Below are 18681 nucleotides of genomic sequence, written 5' to 3' on the forward strand. Positions count from 1 at the left end.
GGCCGGTGCCCGTGGCGCGTGGTGCCGGGACCGTGGTGCGTCGTACGGGGCGCGGGGCGCGGGGTGCCGCGCCTCCCACCGGCGTCCGGCTCATTCGGTGGTGAGCAGGTCAGGCCGATCCTGCCCGCACAGCCGGTGCGGGGAACGGCACCAGCGCCACTGTTACGTTGTCGTGCCCGCCGCCGTCGAGCGCGTGGGTGACCAGCGCCCGGGCGCCGTCCAGCGGCCGGCTGGGGGAGTCGTACGGCAGCACCGCGGCCATCTGCTCCGCGGTCTCGGCGTAGTTCCACAGCCCGTCGGTGCACACCACCACGACACCGGGACCGTCCGGTTGGAACGTGGCGGTGTGCGGCTCGACCTCGTAGGCGTCCGCGCCGAGCCAGCCCGTGATGGCGTGGGCCCGCTCATCGGCGTTGGCCTCGGCCTCGGACATCAGGTTGTTGGCGACCATCTGGGCGGCCCAGGAATCGTCCTCGGTGAGCCGGGCGGGCGGCGCCGTACGGTCGTTGGGGATCCAGTAGGCGCGGCTGTCGCCGACCCAGCCGACGGTCAGCAGGCCGCCGCCGACCACCGCGCCGACGAAGGTGCAGGCCGGGGCGTTCTGCTGACGGTGCTCGTCCTGCGCCGGGGAGTCGTCGGCGGCGAGGGCGTCGACCGCCGAGGAGGCCGCCAGGATGGCCTCGTGCATGGCCTGCTGGGGATGGGTGCCGTGCGGCAGGGACGCCTGCAGCGCCTCGCCCGCCGCCTCGGACGCGGCGGCGGAGGCCTCGTCCGGGCGGGTCGCCGAGGAGACGCCGTCGCAGACCACCGCGACCACGGCGGGGCCGCCGTCGGGGAGGGCGGTGGCCCGCAGGGCGAAGAAGTCCTCGTTGCGGTGGTGGCGGTGGCCGCGGTCGCTGACTGCCGCGACACCGCCCACCTCGCACTCCATGTGGTCACGGGCGGGGGGCCGGGCCTGGCCGCACCGCAGGCAGTAGCCGTCGGCGTCCACGGCGCCGGACCGGCAGGCGGAGCACAGCGGGGTGCCGTGGGCGGGGGTGCCGGTCGGTCCCGTCGCCGCGGCTGCACCGTCCGCGGGCGCACCGGGCGCACCGGATTCCGTGGCCGGCGCAGCGGGCTCCGCGTCCGCACCGGCGCCGCCCCCGGTGGCCGCCCCGTATCCCGCCACGCGCGGGTCGACGGGCGGCGGCGGGGCGTCGGTCACCGGCGCGGGGCCGGGCACCGCCGGCGCATGAGTGGGTACCGGCGGGGCGTGCCGCGGCACCGGCGGGGTGCCGGTGTCCCCGTAGGGGAGGCGGTCCTGCGGAGCCGGCGGCGGCTCGGCGGGTCCGGCACGGCCCGTGCCGCCGGCCGGGGCGGGCGGCCCGGGAGGCATCGGGGGCGGGGGCGGCGGGGGTGGTACCGCCGGGGCGCCGGGGACGGGTGGGGCGCCGTACGCCGACGGCGCGGCGGGCGCCAGGAGTGCGGCGCCGCACCGCCCGCAGAAGTTGTCCCCCGCAGCGAGCGGTTCGTCACAGCCCGGACACCGGGCCGGCCCAGTCACACCCATGTCACACCCACGTCCTGGGGCGGAAGCGGTTGGCCCGTTCCACCAGTTCGATCCTTTTCTCACCACGCTGCGCCAGCCGCGCGAGCAGCCGGTACGACCGCTCCAGGCCGAACCGCAGACCGCGTTCGTCCAGCGGGCTGCCGAGCAGCGCCGGCGGTTCCTGCGCGGCCACCGCGCCGGGCGGCCCGGCACCGTGGCTACCGGAGAGTACCCAGTCCAGGGCGGTGCCCAGTACCTCGGTGGCCAGTTGCTCCCGGCGCTCGGCGTCCAGACCGAAGGCCGCGAGGGCCTCGGTCCCGTCGGCGGCCGCCCGCAGATCCGCCAGCAGCGGGTCACGGGCGGGGCGATCCCGCAGCCGGGCGCGGACCGCGGCGATCCGCGCCGCGACGTAATGGATGGACGACTCCGGGACGGACTCCAGCGCCTCGACCGCGCCCGTACGGTCGCCCGCCGCCAGCCGCACCCGGGCCAGCCCGAACGCGGCGCTGACATAACTGCGGTCGGTCGTCCACACCAGGCGGTAATACTCCACGGCGTTGTCCAGCTGGCCCAGCAGCTCGGCGCAGACACCCAGCGCCAGCTTCGGTGCCGGCTCACCGGGGAAGGCGTCGTAGACCGCGTCGAAGGCCAGCGCGGCGCCCTCGCGGTCGCCCGCCGTCAGCGCCAGCAGCCCGCGGTGCCACACCACCCGCCAGTCCGCGCCGCCGTCGCCGGACCGCGGGCCGCCCGGCGCGGCGGGTCCGGCCGTGAGCGCCTCCAGCGCCGACCGCGCGGCCGCGCCGTCCCCGGTCTCCAGTTGGGCGCGCAGCTCGCGCAGCCGCAACTCCGGGGAGGGCTCCGGCGCGGAGCGCAGGGCGCCCAGCAGCTCGGCGGGCGGGGCGGCCAGCAGCCCGGCCAGCAGCCCGGCGTGGGGGTCGCCCGGATCCACCCGCGGCACCGGCAGCGCGAGGGCGGTGGCGGCGACGTCCAGGGGGCGCAGTGCGGGGCCGCGGCGCGCCGTCCCTTCCCCGGCGGGCGCCGCCCCGCGCCCGCCCAGCAGGGAACTGTCGCCCTCCGCCGCCGCCATCACCTCGGTGTCGACCACGCGGAGTTCGGGCCCGAACAGCTTCGACAGCGCGGGCCGCGGCTCCGCCGACTGGAGCGCCACCACCTCGCGCAGCACGCCCGTCAGCTGCTCGGCCATCTCCTCGGCGGAGGCGAACCTGCGGGCCCGGTCCGGGTCCGTGGCGCGCACCAGCAGCCGGTAGAAGGACTCGTAGGTGCGGAACACCTCGATGTGGTCCGGATCGGGCAGCGAGTCCGCGAAGACGTTCGTATGGCCCTGGAAGTCGAAGGTGAGGACGGCGAGGGTGCGCGCGACGGTGTAGAGATCGGAGGCGACCGACGGGCCCAGCATGGCGATTTCGGGCGCCTGGTAGCCGATCGTGCCGTAGATCGGGCTCTCGTGGTCGTCCATCCTGCGCACCGCGCCCATGTCGATCAGCTTGAGCTGGTCGTGCTGCTGGATGGCGTTGTCGACCTTGAAATCGCAGTAGAGATAGCCGCGGCTGTGGAGATGGCCGAGGGCTTCCAGCGCCTCGATGCCGTAGGCGCAGGCCTGCGCGACCGGCAGCGGATCGCGCCTGCCCTGCGCGGTGCGCCGGTCGTTGGCGAGGTCCTTGAGCGACTTGCCGCCGACGTACTCCATGACGATGTAGCCGTCGAGGCTGCCCGTCGCCCGGTCGAGATGCTCCACGAAGTTGTAGATCCGGACGATGTTGGAGTGCTCGATCTCGGCGAGGAAGCGCCGCTCGGACACCGCCACCGCCAGCGCCTCCTCGTCGCCGGTGTCCAGCAGTCCCTTGAGCACCACCCACCGGTCGGAGACGGCGTGGTCGGTCGCCAGATAGATCCAGCCGAGTCCGCCGTGCGCCAGACAGCCGACGACTTCGTACTGGTCGTGCACGATCTCGCCGGGCCGGAGCTTGGGCACGAAGCTGTACGGCTGGCCGCACTTGGCGCAGAAGCCCTCCGTACGGCCCGGCTGGTCACCACGCCCCCGGCCGACCGGCGCGCCGCACTCCGTACGGCTGCAGAACCGCTTGCGCTCGGGGACCTCCGGGTGCTCCAGCACCGCCGTGGCCGGATCGGGCCGCGGCACCTCCGGCACGGCGACCAGGCCCGCGCCCAGCCGCCCGCGCACGGAACCGGAGGACGGGCCGCTGCCCTGGGGGTGCACCGACACCGCCGGCACTCCGCGGGCCGGGCCGCCGCCGGAGGACGGGGGCGTCAGCCGCCCGGACACCGAGCGGCGGGAGGGCGCCGAGCCGGACGGCGCCGTGCGGGCGGACGGCGCCGTGCCGCCCGAACCCGGGGCGGGGGAGGGGACCGTCAGCAGGGCACCGGCCGCCTCCCGGGCGGCGGCGGTGTCCGTAGGGTCAGTGGGCACCCGGCCCGTCAGACCCGTGGGCGGCGAGGACAACAGGCCGCCCGGTGAGACCACGGGCGCCAGCCCGCACAGGTCGCAGTACAGCTCACCGCCGCCGACGTCCTCGTAACTGCCCGCGCAGTCCCGCCGCTGGCAGTGCTCCTCGGCGCGCCGCGTCATGAATCCCCCCTCCCCTCCAGTTGCGGTGCGGCCAGCGCCTCCACCGTGGCCTGCTGATAGCGCCACACCGCCTGCCCGGCCGCCCGCAGATCGCACGGCGCGCTCCACAGCATCCGGCGTGCCAGGTCGTAGCGCTCGATCAGCAGCGGATCGGCCGCCATGCCGTGGCGTGCGACCTTGGCGTGGTAGGCGTCCAGCCGGCCGCGCAGCTCGGCGCGCACCGCCAGTGGCGCGGTCACCGCCGTCAACGACTCACGGGCGCGGTGGAGTTCGTCCTCCGCCTCCTCCTCCAGGCTTTCCAGCAGCGGCGACAGCCGGTGCCACTGTGCCCGTCTGCGGTAGTCGGCGGCCGCCGACAGCTGTTCGTGCAGCGCCGCCGACGGGCCGCTGACCGCGGGCACCTCCGACGCGGCGATCTTCGCCAGCACCTCGCCGCGGGCCTGCCGCGCCTCGGTCAGGGTGCGGTCCGCCCGCGACAGCACGTCGCGCAGCTGCATCAGCCGCCGCTCGGCGTCCTGCCGTACGTCCAGTACCGCCGCGACCTCCCGCCGGATGTCCTCCAGCGCACGGGCCGCACGGTCGTAGCGCTCGGTGTCCGGGCGGCCGCCGCCCGGCGCCGAACTCCCCGTCGACGACGACACCCAGAAGGCCAGCGGGTCCTCGATCACCCGGGCGCGCAGCCGCAGGAGTTCGCCGGTGATCCGCTCCAGGTCGTCGCCCGCCGGATGCTCCCCAGGGCGCACGCCCACCGAATGCGCCAGCGACCGCGTCCGCTGCAACTCGGCCGACAGCAGATCTATCCGGGCCGGCAGCGTCGACCAGACCGCGTCGGCGGCGACGATGACGTCCAGCGACCGGGCGTACAGCCCGTTCATCCGCTCGACCAGCCCGACCAGGCTGAACCGTTCACCGGGCCCCGCCGGGCCGTCCCCGGGGCCACTGCCCGCCTCGGCCGCACCCGGCACCGTCACCGCGTCGCCGTACAGGAGCTCCGTCAGCTCCGTCAGCTCCTGTGCCGAGGGCCAGCGGTGCCGCGCACGCAGCGCACGCGCCTGCTCCAACGCCGCGGTGTACGCGTCGAACAGGGACCACAGGACCGTGATGGACCGCTCCGCGGCGGCCCAGCGCTCCTTGGTGGTGCCGGTCAGGTCGGCGCCCTCCAGGAGCCGGCGTCCCGCGTGGTCCTGCAACGCGAGCAGCGAGGTCTCGATCGCCTCGTACTCGGCACCGAGCCGGTCCAGGGCGCGATCCACCGCTTCCCGGTCCGGCGCCGGGGCATCGGGCCTCCCCGGCGTGCCGGGGAAGGGTCCAGGGACCCCCATCGATCACCTCTCCAATACGCGTACGGTGCACGGCGTTTGCTGCGGCGTCCGGCCGCCGCGGTCAGCTCCTCCCCGGTCCCCCTCCATAGTGCCGCCATCGGACCGCTTCATGGGGCGATCATCCGCCGTACACCGCTCCTTGGGGCGATCAGTCGCTGTACTCCGGCGGCGGCGGCCCCGATATGCCCGGCAGATCGGCCTTCAGCCACTTGCGGTACGCCCGCATCCAGGCACTGTCGTCGCTGCCGCCGTCCCGGTAGTCGTCCAGGACCTTGTTGACCCGCCGCACCAGATCCGTGTCGCCCTGGTTCATCGCCACGCCGTACGGCTCATCGGTGAACGGCCGGCCCTTGAGCTCCACCGTCGGATCCTGGGCCGTCTGCGCCGCGGCCAGCGCGTTGTCCGTGACCACCGCATCGGCCTCGCCCAGCTGCAGCCGTACCAGGCAGTCGAGTTGATTGGGCATCGTCAGGACCGTGGCGCCGTGCCGCTGCCTGCGCAGTTCACTCTCGCCCGTCGAACCCGCGGCCGTGCACACCCGCTTGCCCCGCAGCGAATCGTCGAACGCCTTGATCTTCGACGCCTTCGGGGCCAGTACCTGCTGCCCCGCCTGGAAGTACGCGGTGGAGAACGCCACCTGCGCCTTGCGCGCACAGTTGATCGTCATCGTCCGCACGACCAAGTCGACGGTGTGCCGCTGCAGCGCCGGCACCCGCTCGGCGGTCGGCACCGCCTTGAAGACGACATCGGGGTCCGGCCCCAGGATGTCCCGGGCGATCGCCCACACCAGGTCGATGTCGAAGCCGGCCAGCTTGCCGGTGGCCGGGTCGCGGTACCCCCAGCGGTAGGTGTTCTGGTCGACCCCGACGACCAGTTGGCCCTTCTCCTTGATCCGCGACACCGCCGCCCCGTCCGTCGACGACGGCCGCAGGCTCTCCGCGGCGTTGCGCGCGGTGCACTGCGCGGCGGCGGCCGGTACCGCCCCCGGGCGGGGCACGCCGTGCGGCGCCGCGGGCGCGGGCGCACCGTGCCGGACGGGTCCCGTGTGCCCGGACGTGTGGCCCAGCGCCGGCACCAGTACGGCCGCGGCGGCCGCCATCACGCACATGCCCGAGGCGACCGGTGCCATGACGGCACGCAGATTGCTCAGCCCTCGCGCGTGCATCCGCTTCTCCCCCTCACCAGGCCCCCTCACCGGTACTCCGCCAGTCTGCGCCCGATCCCCAGTACGGCGCCCGCCGCCCCCAGTGCCGCCAGGACCCCGGCCCCCACCGGCAGTCCGGCCAGTGCGCCGCGGCCCGCGTCCGCCGACGACCGGAACTGCGCCTGCTCGTGCTCCAGCGCCTGCTGGAGCCCGGCCGCCACCCGGTCGAAGGACGCGCCGGTGGACCCGTCCGGGCCGATCACCTTGGCCAGCGCCCCCTCGTAGTCCCCCTTGTCGTCCGCCGCCCGGGCCTGGGCGTGCCGCACCTGCCACTGCCGTACCTGAGCGAGCGCGGCACGCACCGGGCGCCGCCCGGCCTCGTCGTCCGCCAGCGCCAGCGCCGCCCCCAGCCGGCTGTGCGCCGAGGCCGCGCCGTGCTCACCCGGGCCCGCCAGGTCCGCCATGCCCGAACGGAAACCGGTCTCGTAGAAGTCCTGCCGGGCCTCGGTCAGCACCGCGCCGCGCGCCACCAGCGTCAGATTCTCGTCCCCGCGCGCCTGCAGCGCGTCGATCCGCGCCTCGTTGAGCACCCGCAGCGACCGGGCGCCGTGCTCGTTGGAAGCGGTCAGCTCCGCCCGCGCCGTCAGGTGGCCCGCCACCAGCCACAGCAGCACCGCGACGGAGGCCGCCGTGGCGGCCAGCAGCCCGCGGTTGAAGACCCGGTTGGTCCGCAGGTAGTGCCGCCGCTGGGCCCATCCCAGCGCACCGATCGCCACCGCACCGGCCGCGAGTGCGTACCAGGGCCAGGCCTTGGCCTTGTCGTAGTCCGCGGTCAGCCGGTCCGACTCCGCGTCGTACAACGCCCGTGCGGCCGGGAGGAGTTCCGTGCGCATCTGGTTGTTGGCGTACCGCAGATAGGCGCCGCCCAGCGGCAGCCCCTGCCGGTTGTTCGCCCGCGCGGTCTCGACCAGGCCCGTGTAGCGCGGCAGCCGGCTGTTGAGCCTGGCCATCTGCGCACCCGCCTCGTCCGCGCCCCGGCTGTTCGCCGACGCTTTGACCAGCAGTGCGGACGCCGTCGCGATATCGGTGGCATACCGCTCACGCGTCGCGTGGCTCTCCTCGCCGCCGGCCAGGAAGCCCACCGCGGCCGTCGTATCGGCGTCCGCCAGCGAACGGTAGATGCTCGCGGCGTCCGAGGTCAGCGGCTGACTGTGGGTCACCACATCGTCGGCGGCCGCCGCCCGGTCCGAGACCTGCCAGGCCGTGACGGCCCCGAACACCACCACCAGCAGGGCAAGTACGGCCCCGATCACCCGCAGCCGGCCGGGCTCGGTCGTCGCCGCGGCGCGCACCTCGTCCAGCCCCTCGGCCCAGGCCGTCCTGCGCCGCGGCACGGGCGGCGAGACGCTGCTGGTCGACACGGAACCTCCCCCTGGTCGCTGACTGCGGACGGCCTCCGCGCCCGCGCCGGGAGCGCTCACGCGAAGGACTGGTGCATGGGCAGCAGTATGTCCGCAGCCGCTGACACACACACCGCAATTGCCCTGATCTTGTTCGGATCGCGACCGACGGAGAGGGGGCGCGGGGCCGCGGGGGCCGGCGGGGCCGGCGGGCTCTTCACGGCTTCGCGCCGCTCCCCACAGCTCCGCACGGCCGCGGCGGCGCACTTCACTCCCTCCGCGCCCCCTGCTTCACTCCCACACGCCGCTGTCCGGGCCCTCGTACTCGATTACGCTGAGTGACGAAGGGTGGTTCTCGCCCCTCGCCACCGGCACGGCTCCCCGCCGTGCCCGACGCTCGGAGGAATGCTCATGTCTCGCTGGAAAAGGCCTCTCGCCCGGTTCACGGCCACCACGTCCGACGACGCGACCGATCCCCACACCCCCTCAACGGCCAGCGGTTTCCTGACCATTGGCGGCACGACCTACATCGACCCCGAGGGCAGTTACCCCCTTGACCACCGCGCGGACGGGTCCGCCACCCTCATCATCAACGACACCGACCGCCACCTCACCATCGTCACAGAACGCAATAGTCACCATTCACCCGCCCCGCCGGGCGATCCGGCCGCCCCGTCCCCCACTCCCGCCCCCGCCGCGGGCCTCGTCCTCGCCCCGGGAGAGCGTACGGAGACACGACAGGGGGACAGCGTGCGCGTCGGGTGAGGGGCGCCGGGCGCAGGCAACTGCCCTTTCGGCGGCGATTGGTGCTCTCCGGTGGCCCATGGAGCCTCCGGCTGTCCTCGACGCCTACGCCCAGGCTCCTCTCAACCGCTCATAGGCCACCGCCGTCGCGCCCGCCCGGTCCAGGGTGTCGAGGGCGGCGCCCAGGACCGGTGGGGCGGTGACCAGCCGTGGGACGGCCTTCGGGGCGTGCTCGGAAAGGAGTTGGCCGACCCGTTCGTCGAGGAGGGGGTGCCTGGCGGCGAGGACGCCGCCGCCGAGGATCACGGGTGCGGGTTCGTGGAGCAGACCGAGGCGCCGGAGGGCGACGGTGGCCATCAGGGCGACCTCCTCGGCCTGACGGGCCACGAGCGTGCGGGCCACGGCGTCCCCGGATGCCGCGACGGCGAAGAGCACCGGGACCAGCTCATGGCGGCGGTGGCCGGGGACGGTGCGGAGGTGGAGTGCCTCGATCAGGTCCGGCATGGTCGCCAGCCCGAAGTGCGCGGGCAGGGCGCGGGCCAGCGCGGTCGGCGCGCCGCGGCCGTCCTCGGCGCGGGCGGCGGACCACAGCGCCTCGTCCGCGAGGTGGGAGCCGCCGCCCCAGTCACCGGAGAGGCGGCCGACGGCGGGGAAGCGGGCGGTGGTCCCTCCGCGTCCGAGGCCGGCGCAGTTGATGCCGGCCCCGCAGACCACGGCGACGCCCAGCGGCTCCCCGTCGTCCGGCAGCCCGGCCCGCAGCAGGGCGAAGGTGTCGTTGCGGACAGCGACCGTGTGCGCCCAGCCGCGGCCGGAGATCTCGGCGGTCAGGCCCGCTTCCTCGACGGGGAGATCGGCGTTGGCGAGAAAGGCGGAGAGATGTCCGACAGGGCCCGGGAGCCCCGCCTGTTCCCTTACCGAGTCCACCAGGTGGGCCAGTACGTCCACCGCCCGCGCGGCGCCCACCACCGGTGGCCGGAAGCCGCCACCGCGCGCCGCGGCGAGCAGGGTGCCGTCCGTGGCCACCAGTGCCACATCGGTCTTGGTGTTGCCCGCGTCCACGGCGAGCGCCGTGCCGGTCAGGCCCATGGGAGGTGGTCCCGGTTGTGCGCGATCAGCTCGTCGGCGAGCCGGTCCGCGTGGTCGCTCTGGCCGATGAGGGGGTGAGCGAGAAGGGCTGCGAACACCGCCCTGCGCCCGTCGGCCCGGCCGGTGTTCCGGCCGGTCCGGCCCAACAGGGCCGCTTCCAGGGCGAGATGTTCGTAGGCGGTGACATGGGAGACCAGCCCGGCATACAGCGGTTCCAGGGGGCGAGCGGGCAGCGGAGCGGCGCCCGCCGGGTCCACGGTCGCGGGGGCCTCGATCACCGCGTCGTCGGGGAGGAAGGGCAGGGTGCCGTCGTTGCGGGTGTTGACGACCTGGGTGCCCCCGGCGCCGCCCAGCAGCGAGGAGGTCAGGGCGACCGCGGCCTCGGAGTAGTAGGCGCCGCCGCGCCGGGAGAGGAGTTCCGGTTTCTCGTCGAGAGACGGGTCGCCGTACATGCCGAGCAGTTGCTGTTCGAGGGCGGCGACCTGTGCCGCGCGGGGCGGCTCGGTGCGCAACTCCCGTACGACGGCGTCATGCCGGTAGTAGTAGCGCAGGTAGTAGGAGGGGATGACGCCGAGATGGTCGAGAAGGGGGCGGGGCAGTCGCAGTGTCCCGGCGAGGGAGTCGCCGTGCTCCGCCAGCAGCCGGGGGAGCACGTCCTCCCCCGCGACGCGCACCGCGCGCTCCCAGGTGAGGTGGTTGAGTCCGAGGTGTTCCAGCTCGACCCGCTCGGGGGGCACGCCCAGCAGCGCGGCGAAGGTGCGCTGCAGGCCGATGGCGACATTGCACAGCCCGACGGCCCGGTGGCCATGGGTGAGCAGCGCCCTGGTGACGATGCCGACGGGGTTGGTGAAGTCGACGATCCAGGCACCGGGGTTGCGGCGGCGCACCCGCTCGGCGATGTCCAGGACGACGGGCACGGTGCGCAGCGCCTTGGCGAGACCACCGGCGCCGGTGGTCTCCTGCCCGACGCATCCGCACTCCAGTGGCCAGGTCTCGTCCTGGAGGCGGGCGGCCTGACCGCCGACCCGCAGTTGCAGCAGTACGGCGTCCGCACCGTCGATGCCGGCGTCCAGGTCACCGGTCCAGGAGATCCGGCCCGGGTGCCCCTGCCGGGCGAAGATCCGCCGGGCCAGGCCGCCCACCACCTCCAGCCGGCCGGCGTCCGGGTCGACGAGGACGAGTTCCTCCAGCGGCAGGACGTCACGCAACCGCGCGAAGCCGTCGATGAGTTCGGGGGTGTAGGTGGAGCCGCCGCCGATCACGGCGAGCTTGACGCGGGGGTGCGGGGTGCGTTCCTCGGGAGACGGCATACAAGGTCAGCCCTTCACTCCGTGGTGCGTGACGCCTTCGACGAAGGTCTTCTGTGGGAAGAAGAGGGAGCGGGAAGAAAAGGGGGCTCGGGGAGTGGTGGTGGCGGCGGCGGTGCCGTCGGCAGAGGGTGGTGCGGGCCGGGGCGCCGGTCCGTGGTGTGTTCAGCCGGTTCGGAACACCGCCTCCCGTGCCTGGGCCAGCGCCGTCCGCAGCGCGCCGAGCAGCAGGGGATCGCCGTCGAGCCGGCTGAGGCGCAGCGCGGGGCGGGGCAGCGCGAGACCGGTGAACTCCGCCTCGACCAGGGCGCGCAGCGCCTCCCCGCCGGCCTGCGGCACCTCACCGGAGAGCACCACCAGCCCCGGATCGACGACCGCGACCACGGCCGCGAGCCCGGTCGCCAGCCGCCGCGCGACCTCGGCGCGCACCGCCTCGTGCGCCAGCGCCCCGGCAACCGTACGCACCCCGGGTCCGCCGTGCTCCCGGCCCAGCGCACGCACGCTCGCCGAGCCGACCAGGCTCTGGAAGCCGCCGCCGGCGTCGGGCCGTGCGGCGCTGCGGTCGCCGCCGCGGGACAACGGGGCGCCGGGCAGCGGCAGATGACCGATCTCGCCCGCGCCGCCGGTGGCTCCGCGCAGCAGCCGGCCGCCGAGCACGAGCGCGGCGCCGACCCCCTCGTCGACCCACACCAGCACGAAGTCGTCGACGCCCCTCGCGGCGCCGTCGTACTGCTCGGCGACCGCCGCCAGATTCACGTCGTTCTCGACGGTGAGCGGCACCTCCAGCACCCCGGTCAGCTCTTCCTGGAGCGCATGCGACTGCCAGCCCGGCAGATGCGGTGCGTGGCGCAGCCGTCCGGTCCGCGGATCCGGTGCACCGGGTGTGCCGATCACCGCACCGTGCAGCCGGTCGCGGGTCAGACCCGCCCTGACCAGCGCCCCGTCGAGCGCCCGTGCGACCAGCTGCGCCGTAATGCGTGGCGCCTCCTCGCCCGCGGTCTCGGTGCCGACGCGTTCCTCGCCGAGCAGCCGCCCGCTGAGGTCGGCGACCGCGGCGGTGATGCCCCGCCGGTCGACGGCCAGCGCGGCGACCTGCGCCGCCGCCGGATTGAGCTCGTACAACTGCGCACTGGGCCCGGGCCGTCCGGTCACGCTCCCGGTCGTCCGCACCAGCCCCGCGTCCGCCAGCCGAGCCAGCAACTGCGAGGCGGTGGGCTTGGACAGCCCGGTCAGCTCCCCGATCCGGGTACGGGTCAACGGCCCGTGCGACACCAGCAGATCGAGCGCGGCCCGGTCGTTCATGGCCCGCAGCACCCGCGGCGTCCCCGGAGTGCCCCGTGCCCGCTGCCCACCGGCCATGACCGTCACCCCGCTCCCCGGTGTCCGGGACCCCCGGCCACCGCGTATCCGCCCTGCCTGCCGTCACGGCCGCATCCGCCGAGAAAACGGCCGAAACATCTGCCCGGCCAGCTGCCGAGAAATCTGTGGAGAGGACTGCCGAGCCCTCGCTGGAAAAGGCTGCCGAGACAACTGTTGAGAAACCAGACTGCTAAGAAACCAGACTGGTGAGAACCAGACTGTTAAGAAACCTTCCCATTCCTTCACAGGACGGTAGGCGGGCGCCGGGAAGGCGTCAACGGTGCGGGCGCTGCGTGTGGCCGCTCCCGGGTGCCGCCCCGCGCGGGACAGCGGAAAGGGGCGCACCGGCGGTCGCCGGTACGCCCCTGTGCGGTCCGCGGTCGCGGGCCCGGGCGGGCTACTTCCCCGTCTTCGGCGGTGCCGCGAGCGGTTCCGCCGCCGCGGACTGCGGGGAGGCCGGGTTGTTGAGCACCGAGGGGGCGGCGATGCCGGCGGTGGGGTCCGCGGTCTCCTGCTCTTCCTCCTCGGGCAGCGGGCGCGGGGCGAGATGGACGCCCGCGGCGTCCAGGGCGCGCTTGATGCGCCAGCGCAGTTCGCGCTCCACCCCCGCGGCCTTGCCCGGCATGGTCCTGGCCGCGACGCTGATGGTGACCGTGTCCAGGTGCACCTCGCTCAGGCCGAGGACCTCCACCGGCTCCCACAGCTGCTCGTTCCAGGGCTCGGCCTTGGACATCTCCTCGCCGGCGGTGGTGATGATGTCGCGGGCGCGCTCCAGGTCCTGGTCGGAGGCGATCACCACATCGACGGCGGCCGTGGACCAGCCCTGGCTGAGGTTGCCGATCCGCTTGACCTCACCATTGCGTATGTACCAGATCGCGCCGTTGGGGCCGCGCAGCTTGGTGACGCGCAGGCCGACCTCTATGACCGTACCGGTGGCCACGCCCGCGTCGATCTCGTCACCGACGCCGTACTGGTCCTCCAGGATCATGAAGACCCCGGAGAGGAAGTCCGTGACGAGGTTGCGGGCACCGAAACCGATGGCGACACCGGCCACACCGGCGCTCGCCAGCAGCGGCGCCAGATTGATCTCCAGGACGGACAGCACCGTCAGCGCCGCTGTGCCCATGATCACAAAGGAGGCGACGCTGCGCAGTACCGAGCCGATGGCCTCGGAGCGCTGCCGGCGGCGCTCGGCGTTGACCAGCAGTCCGCCCAGCGCGGTGCCCTGGGCGGCGGCCGCGGTGCGGTTCATCCGCTCGATGAGCTTGGTGAGCGTGCGCCGGATCACATGCCGCAGCACCACCGCGATCACGATGATCAGCACGATCTTCAGGCCGGACGTGAGCCACGTCCCCCAGTTCTCCCCGACCCAGCCGGCGGCGCTGGTGGCCTTCTGCGTGGCCTCGTCGAGCGAGGTCGGGCCGTTTGAGCCCGGCGTGGCGGCGCGCGGTGACGCGCCGGTGACCGGCGAAGCGGACCAGAACACAGTCGAACCTTCCGTGTGGGGCAGCAGACCCGGACCCGGGGGTCCCCGGGGACCGGGCAGACCAACCACACTAACGGGGCAACGAGGGCAGTCCGCGCCCTTGTTCGGCACGCCACAAAACGCCGGGGCCGCACGGAGCCAGGGCCAGCGGGGCCGTGCGGGGGTGTGGTGGAAAACACCTCCGGCCCGTTACTCGGTCATGGTGGCGCTCCGACCAGGCACCGGGGGACACTGTGGGGAGATCGTCCCGGCGCGAGCCACGCGCCGCCGGCGTACAAGGAGGCACCCGTGCCGCATGTCCTGGTCCTCAACGCGTCGTACGAGCCGCTCGGCGTCGTACCGCTCCGCCGCGCGCTCATCCTCGTACTCAATGAGAAGGCTGTGAGCCTCGAGGAGTCCGGCGCCCTGATGCACAGCGCGACCCATGTCATCCCCGCTCCGAGTGTGGTCCGCTTGAAGCGGTTTGTGCGGGTGCCCTTTCGAGGCCCCGTCCCCCTGACCCGCCGGGCGCTGTTCGCCCGTGACGGCGGGCGCTGTATGTACTGCGGTGGCGTCGCAACCAGCGTCGACCACGTCATCCCGCGCAGCCGCGGAGGTCAGCACACCTGGGAGAACGTCGTCGCCGCCTGCCGGCGCTGCAATCACGTCAAGGCCGACCGCCATGTCGCCGAGATCGGCTGGCGGCTGCGGCACCAGCCCGCCCCGCCGTCAGGACTGGCGTGGCGGATCATCGGCACGGGCCATCGCGACCCGCGCTGGCTGCCGTATTTGCAGCCGTACGGCGCGGATGACGCCCTGGCCCGGATCGACGCCGTATCGGCGTAGGTCCGGGTTTTTCCGTCCGGGCGGTGGTGCCGGACCTCCCGCTCGGGCCGGGGCTCATGCCGCCGGGCCCCGGCCGCCGTGGCACGACACCACGGCGGCCGGGGCCCGGCGGCATGACCGGCGAGGGCTTCCGCGGCGGACCGCTCAGCCCGTCCGCTCCTCGACCGCGTACGCCTCCACCGACCACAGCGAGTAGCCGAAGCGGGTGGCCCGCTTGTCGCCCTGGATGCGGACGAACCGCGCGTCCTTGGCGTCCATCCGCACGGACTCCCGGCCGCCCTTGCCGTCACGGACCGTGGCCGCCGTGCGCCAGCTGCGGCCGTCCGGCGAGACCTGGACGCGGTATTGAGCGGCGTAGGCGTCCTGCCAGGTCAGCACGAGCCGGCCCAGCCGGGTCGGATGGGCCAGCGCGAACTGCAGCCAGGCACCGTCCTCGGCGGGGGAGGACCAGCGCGTCCTCGGGTTGCCGTCGGTGGCCGCCGAGGCCGGGAAGTCGGGGGTCTCGTCCCCGGAGGAGGTGGCGACGGCGCCGCGGGCCAGATCCTTGCCGCCGGTGCGCGGGTACACCCGCACGGTCAGCGTCTGCTCCTCGCCCTGGAAGTGCACCGGGATCTGGTACGTCCCGGTGCGGGCGCCCTCGGGGACACCGACCGCGATACGGACCGTGGCCGTGCCGCCACGCGGTGCGGTGACCTCCTGCGGCGCCCGCACGGTGAAGCCCTTGGGCGCCTTCACGGTCAGCTTCTCGCGGACGTCGCCGGGGCGGCGGGAGAAGATCCTCGCGTCCACCGTCGCGGTGCCGCCGGGCGGCGCGTCCGTCTCCTTGCGGGAGAGTTCGAGCCCGGCCGGCGGGGTGTCGTCGAACCACGGGGTGAGCGCGTGCACGGAGGGGGCGTCCGTGCCCTTGTCCCAGGTCAGCCGGACTGCGTCGGCACGCAGCCGGGGGGTGCGCGACTCGGTCCAGCCCGTCGGGGAGAGCGCGCCGAGACGGCGCCAGCCCTCGCCCGGGACGTGCGCCTCCAGGGAGACGGCGCCGGCGCCCGGGCCCGGTTCGGTCAGCGCGGTGACCGCGCCCAGCCGGCGGGCCCGCTCGAAGGGCACCGTCAGGGACGTCGGGTCGGCACCCTCGTTCGGGCGGGGGGCGCCGTGGCGGGCGCCGGTCCAGGCGTCGGCCTCGATCATCGCCCGCTGGAGGAACGGGGCCAGCACCCCCTTGCCGACCGTCGCAGGGCTGCGCCCGATCACCGTGCGCAGCCGCTGGACCGGGCGCTGCGCCGACCAGGCGGCGTCGCCGTCGTCCCGGGCCTGCGCCATGAGCGTGTCCACGGCCAGTTCGCCGGCGCTGCCGTAGCGGGCCAGCTGCTCGGCCCACGGCCGGATCTCGGCGGCCAGATCGGAGTGCAGGTTGCGGGGCACGGTGCTCATGGTGTGGAACGCGGCCCGCAGCGCCTTGGCGGCGTCGGCGAACTCCGCGTCCCGGCCCGGCCGGCCGTGGTTGGTCGCCGCCTCACGGGCCTTCCAGAAGCGGTCGATCAGCTGCTGGAGGTAGCCCGACTCGACCCCGTCCAGCAGCGAGGACGCATCGTTGCCGGCCAGCGCGTGCAGCGCCGACCGGGCCCGCTGATCGCCGTCCGCCAGATCGTCGACGGCCGCGGCCCAGGACTCCGCCGGGCGGTAGTCCCGCGGGTTCCAGGCGTAGTCGGCGGCCGTGAACAGCGGGATGCGCGAGGCGAGCGGCTGCTGCATGGCGTTGGCGAGCAGCGCCGTGGAGCCGGTGGCGACGGCCGGCTCCCGGCCGCGGTAGGGGCCGAGGAAGATCCGGTCCTGGGCATAGTCGTTGACCGGGTAGTTGTCCATGGTGACCAGCGGGTGGCCGAACGCCTGGCGGGCGGCGGACAGTTCCCCGCCGGTGATGGTCCGCGGGACCACTCCCACGCCGGTCCAGGCCACCTCCACCCGGTCGTCGAGCGCGTCGGACAGCGCGCTGCGGTAATGCGTCGAGCCGTCCTGGTAGTACTCGGTCGGCATCAGCGACAGCGGCGCGGATCCGGGGTGGCGCCGCGCCAGGTGGTCGGCGAGCGCGTGGGCGACCCGGGCCTGCGCCTTCGCCGCGGCCTGCGGGCCGGTGCCGAAGGCGTCCCGGTCCGCGTCGCAGTGCCATTCGCTGTAGCTGACGTCCTGGAACTGCAGCTGGAAGGCGCGCACCCCCAGCGCCCACATCGCGTCCACCTTGCGCCGCAGCGCCCGCAGGTCGTCCTCGGAGGAGAAGCACATCGCCTGGCCGGGGGCGAGGGCCCAGCCCAGCGTGACGTGGTTGGCGCGGGCCCGCTCGGCCAGCGCCCGGAAGTCGGCGCGCTGTGCGGCCGGGTAGGGCTCGCGCCACTGGGCCTGGCGGTACGGATCGTCACCGGGCGCGTACAGATAGCGGTTCTGCTTGGTGCGCCCCATGAAGTCCAGCTGGGCCAGCCGCTGCGGCCGGCTCCAGGGCTGCCCGAAGAACCCCTCGGTGGTGCCGCGCACCGCCGTGCCGGGCCAGTCGCGGACGAGGACCGAGGCCAGCTGCCGGCCGGAGCCCCCGCGCGGTGCGCCCTCCTGTGCGCCGTCGGTGACGAGCTGGCGCAGCGTCTGCGCGGCGTGGAAGAGCCCGTCCGGGCCGACGCCCTCCATGGCGACGGTGTCCCGGCCCGCGACCCGGCCCACGGCGAGCCGGTAGCCGCCGGCGGGCAGGTCCCCGCGGGCCGGTGCCCGCAGTGCCCGCAGCGCGTCCGCGGCCTGCGCGCCGCCGACCCGGAACACCGGCCCGGACGCGGGCAGCCGGTCGCCGGGCGCGCGCGTGTCGACCGTGTGGACCCCGGCGTCGCGCAGCAGCCCGCGCAGCACGTCCAGCGCATACGGATCGGTGTCCGGCCCGGCCACCAGCACCGCCCGGTCGCCCAGGGGTACGGCCTCGCCGAGCTTGTGCAGGGACTGCGGGCGCGGCCAGACGGCCGGCGCCGCTCCCGCCCCGGTCGGCTGGTCCGGCCGGTCGGGGGCGCCGAGGGCGGGGTCCGCGGGCGCCGCCTGGGCGCTGGGCACCCCGCCGAGCAGACCCCCGATGACCGCCGCGGCCAGCGCGGTGGTCCCCGCCACCCGTGCCCGGGTGCCCGCGCCGCTCTCCCCGCCGCCCCTACCGATTCTTCCGACGCTCCATCCGCCCCGGCCTCGCACGGCTGCTCCTCGTCCCGTCCCTCACCTGCCGGCTTGCCGCCGGTGCCCCGTCGTCCCCCGCCGGTGCCTCTTCGGGCAACTCTCGCGGTGAGCCCACCATTGTGGCGGTGAGAGTGTCAACCAGGCCATGGCGGGGTGCCGGAGGGCCGGGCATGGGCGGTTTTCGGCCGGTGCGGCGGGCGGCCGTGCGAGGGGCCGCAGGTCCGCAGAACTTCCGGCGCGATGCCCGTTTCCTCCGTGTTCTCTGCGCCCGCCGTCGTCCCCCGCCATCAAATCGCCTGCGTAAGGCATAATGTGACGTGGGTCACGTTTCGTGAGCAGATGCGTCTGCGATCGTGTCGAGTGGGTAGGGCCCACGTGTCCCACTACCGATGAACGGGAGGCCCTCAGTGGCCGCATCCGCTCAACTGCTCCTCGACGCTCTGTCCTCGAAACCGGGAGGTGCGGCGATGGAGACAGATCTGTACGACGGGGTGTCCGACCCCGATTCCGGGCTCGACGGATCCGGATCCTTCAGCTTCGTCGAGCCGCCCCTGACCAGCGAGCCCCCGCTCGCCGACGCCGCGCCGCTGACCAGCGAGGTCCCGATCGCCGCCGAGCTGCCGCTGACCAGCGAGCCGACAGCCGCCGGTATGGGCACGGAGTCCATGGAGGTCTGAGGACCC

General features: G+C 74.5%; 13 protein-coding genes. 3 read left to right on the top strand and 10 right to left on the bottom strand.

Features of this window, described 5'->3' with window-relative positions; translation table 11 throughout:
- Nucleotides 1-109 precede the first annotated feature (109 nt).
- The 5 genes from OIU81_RS24495 to OIU81_RS24515 form a co-directional block, all read right to left on the bottom strand.
- Nucleotides 110-1375 carry a PP2C family protein-serine/threonine phosphatase gene (locus OIU81_RS24495; RefSeq protein WP_443074036.1) on the bottom strand — a complete coding sequence of 422 codons (1266 nt, stop codon included), beginning with the start codon at nt 1373-1375 and terminating at the stop codon, nt 110-112.
- Nucleotides 1376-1550: 175 nt separating this feature from the next.
- Nucleotides 1551-4136: a serine/threonine-protein kinase gene (locus tag OIU81_RS24500; RefSeq protein WP_329151304.1), complete on the bottom strand. Its 2586-nt coding sequence runs from the start codon at nt 4134-4136 to the stop codon at nt 1551-1553.
- A complete protein-coding gene (locus OIU81_RS24505; protein ID WP_329151305.1) occupies nt 4133-5458 on the bottom strand; it encodes a hypothetical protein in 1326 nt (441 codons plus the stop codon). The genes OIU81_RS24500 and OIU81_RS24505 overlap by 4 nt, the downstream gene beginning before the upstream one ends.
- Nucleotides 5459-5606: 148 nt before the next feature.
- Nucleotides 5607-6623: a glutamate ABC transporter substrate-binding protein gene (locus OIU81_RS24510; protein WP_329151306.1), complete on the bottom strand. Its 1017-nt coding sequence runs from the start codon at nt 6621-6623 to the stop codon at nt 5607-5609.
- A 26-nt stretch (nt 6624-6649) separates the two neighbouring features.
- Entirely contained in the window at nt 6650-8023 is a 1374-nt protein-coding gene (locus OIU81_RS24515; RefSeq protein WP_329151307.1) for a hypothetical protein, read from the bottom strand.
- 390 nt (nt 8024-8413) lie between these two features.
- Here OIU81_RS24515 and OIU81_RS24520 point away from each other — a divergent pair, with 390 nt between their 5' ends.
- Nucleotides 8414-8767, top strand: coding sequence for a hypothetical protein (locus tag OIU81_RS24520; protein WP_329151308.1), 354 nt, complete (start codon nt 8414-8416; stop codon nt 8765-8767).
- Nucleotides 8768-8851: 84 nt separating this feature from the next.
- On the opposite strand, the gene OIU81_RS24525 is transcribed toward OIU81_RS24520, so the two are convergent.
- The 4 genes from OIU81_RS24525 to OIU81_RS24540 all read right to left on the bottom strand — a co-directional run bounded on the left by OIU81_RS24525 (nt 8852) and on the right by OIU81_RS24540 (nt 13984).
- A complete protein-coding gene (locus OIU81_RS24525; protein ID WP_329151309.1) occupies nt 8852-9832 on the bottom strand; it encodes an N-acetylglucosamine kinase in 981 nt (326 codons plus the stop codon).
- Nucleotides 9823-11142, bottom strand: coding sequence for a 6-phospho-beta-glucosidase (locus OIU81_RS24530; protein ID WP_329151310.1), 1320 nt, complete (start codon nt 11140-11142; stop codon nt 9823-9825). The genes OIU81_RS24525 and OIU81_RS24530 overlap by 10 nt, the downstream gene beginning before the upstream one ends.
- A 162-nt stretch (nt 11143-11304) precedes the next feature.
- On the bottom strand, nt 11305-12498 hold the full coding sequence (locus tag OIU81_RS24535; RefSeq protein WP_443074037.1) for an ROK family transcriptional regulator: 1194 nt from the start codon (nt 12496-12498) through the stop codon (nt 11305-11307).
- 397 nt (nt 12499-12895) lie between these two features.
- Complete coding sequence (locus OIU81_RS24540) at nt 12896-13984, bottom strand: mechanosensitive ion channel family protein (RefSeq protein ID WP_329151311.1); 1089 nt, start codon at nt 13982-13984, stop codon at nt 12896-12898.
- Between the two features lie 288 nt (nt 13985-14272).
- Between OIU81_RS24540 and OIU81_RS24545 the strand changes: the two genes are divergently transcribed.
- On the top strand, nt 14273-14809 hold the full coding sequence (locus OIU81_RS24545; protein ID WP_006605595.1) for an HNH endonuclease: 537 nt from the start codon (nt 14273-14275) through the stop codon (nt 14807-14809).
- Nucleotides 14810-14953: 144 nt separating this feature from the next.
- On the opposite strand, the gene OIU81_RS24550 is transcribed toward OIU81_RS24545, so the two are convergent.
- Nucleotides 14954-17938 carry a beta-N-acetylglucosaminidase domain-containing protein gene (locus OIU81_RS24550; protein WP_329151312.1) on the bottom strand — a complete coding sequence of 995 codons (2985 nt, stop codon included), beginning with the start codon at nt 17936-17938 and terminating at the stop codon, nt 14954-14956.
- 467 nt (nt 17939-18405) lie between these two features.
- On the opposite strand from OIU81_RS24550, the gene OIU81_RS24555 reads away from it, so the two are divergent.
- Entirely contained in the window at nt 18406-18675 is a 270-nt protein-coding gene (locus tag OIU81_RS24555) for a hypothetical protein (protein ID WP_329151313.1), read from the top strand.
- Nucleotides 18676-18681: the final 6 nt, after the last annotated feature.

Source organism: Streptomyces sp. NBC_01454, assembly GCF_036227565.1.
Lineage (GTDB): Bacteria > Actinomycetota > Actinomycetes > Streptomycetales > Streptomycetaceae > Streptomyces.

Bases quoted from the DNA above. Each gene is read 5' to 3' on its own strand.
- OIU81_RS24505 (WP_329151305.1), bottom strand. From the start codon at position 5,458: ATGGGGGTCCCTGGACCCTTCCCCGGCACGCCGGGGAGGCCCGATGCC.
- OIU81_RS24495 (WP_443074036.1), bottom strand. From the start codon at position 1,375: ATGCCTCCCGGGCCGCCCGCCCCGGCCGGCGGCACGGGCCGTGCCGGA.
- OIU81_RS24500 (WP_329151304.1), bottom strand. From the start codon at position 4,136: ATGACGCGGCGCGCCGAGGAGCACTGCCAGCGGCGGGACTGCGCGGGC.
- OIU81_RS24525 (WP_329151309.1), bottom strand. From the start codon at position 9,832: ATGGGCCTGACCGGCACGGCGCTCGCCGTGGACGCGGGCAACACCAAG.
- OIU81_RS24510 (WP_329151306.1), bottom strand. From the start codon at position 6,623: ATGCACGCGCGAGGGCTGAGCAATCTGCGTGCCGTCATGGCACCGGTC.
- OIU81_RS24520 (WP_329151308.1), top strand. From the start codon at position 8,414: ATGTCTCGCTGGAAAAGGCCTCTCGCCCGGTTCACGGCCACCACGTCC.
- OIU81_RS24535 (WP_443074037.1), bottom strand. From the start codon at position 12,498: ATGGCCGGTGGGCAGCGGGCACGGGGCACTCCGGGGACGCCGCGGGTG.
- OIU81_RS24530 (WP_329151310.1), bottom strand. From the start codon at position 11,142: ATGCCGTCTCCCGAGGAACGCACCCCGCACCCCCGCGTCAAGCTCGCC.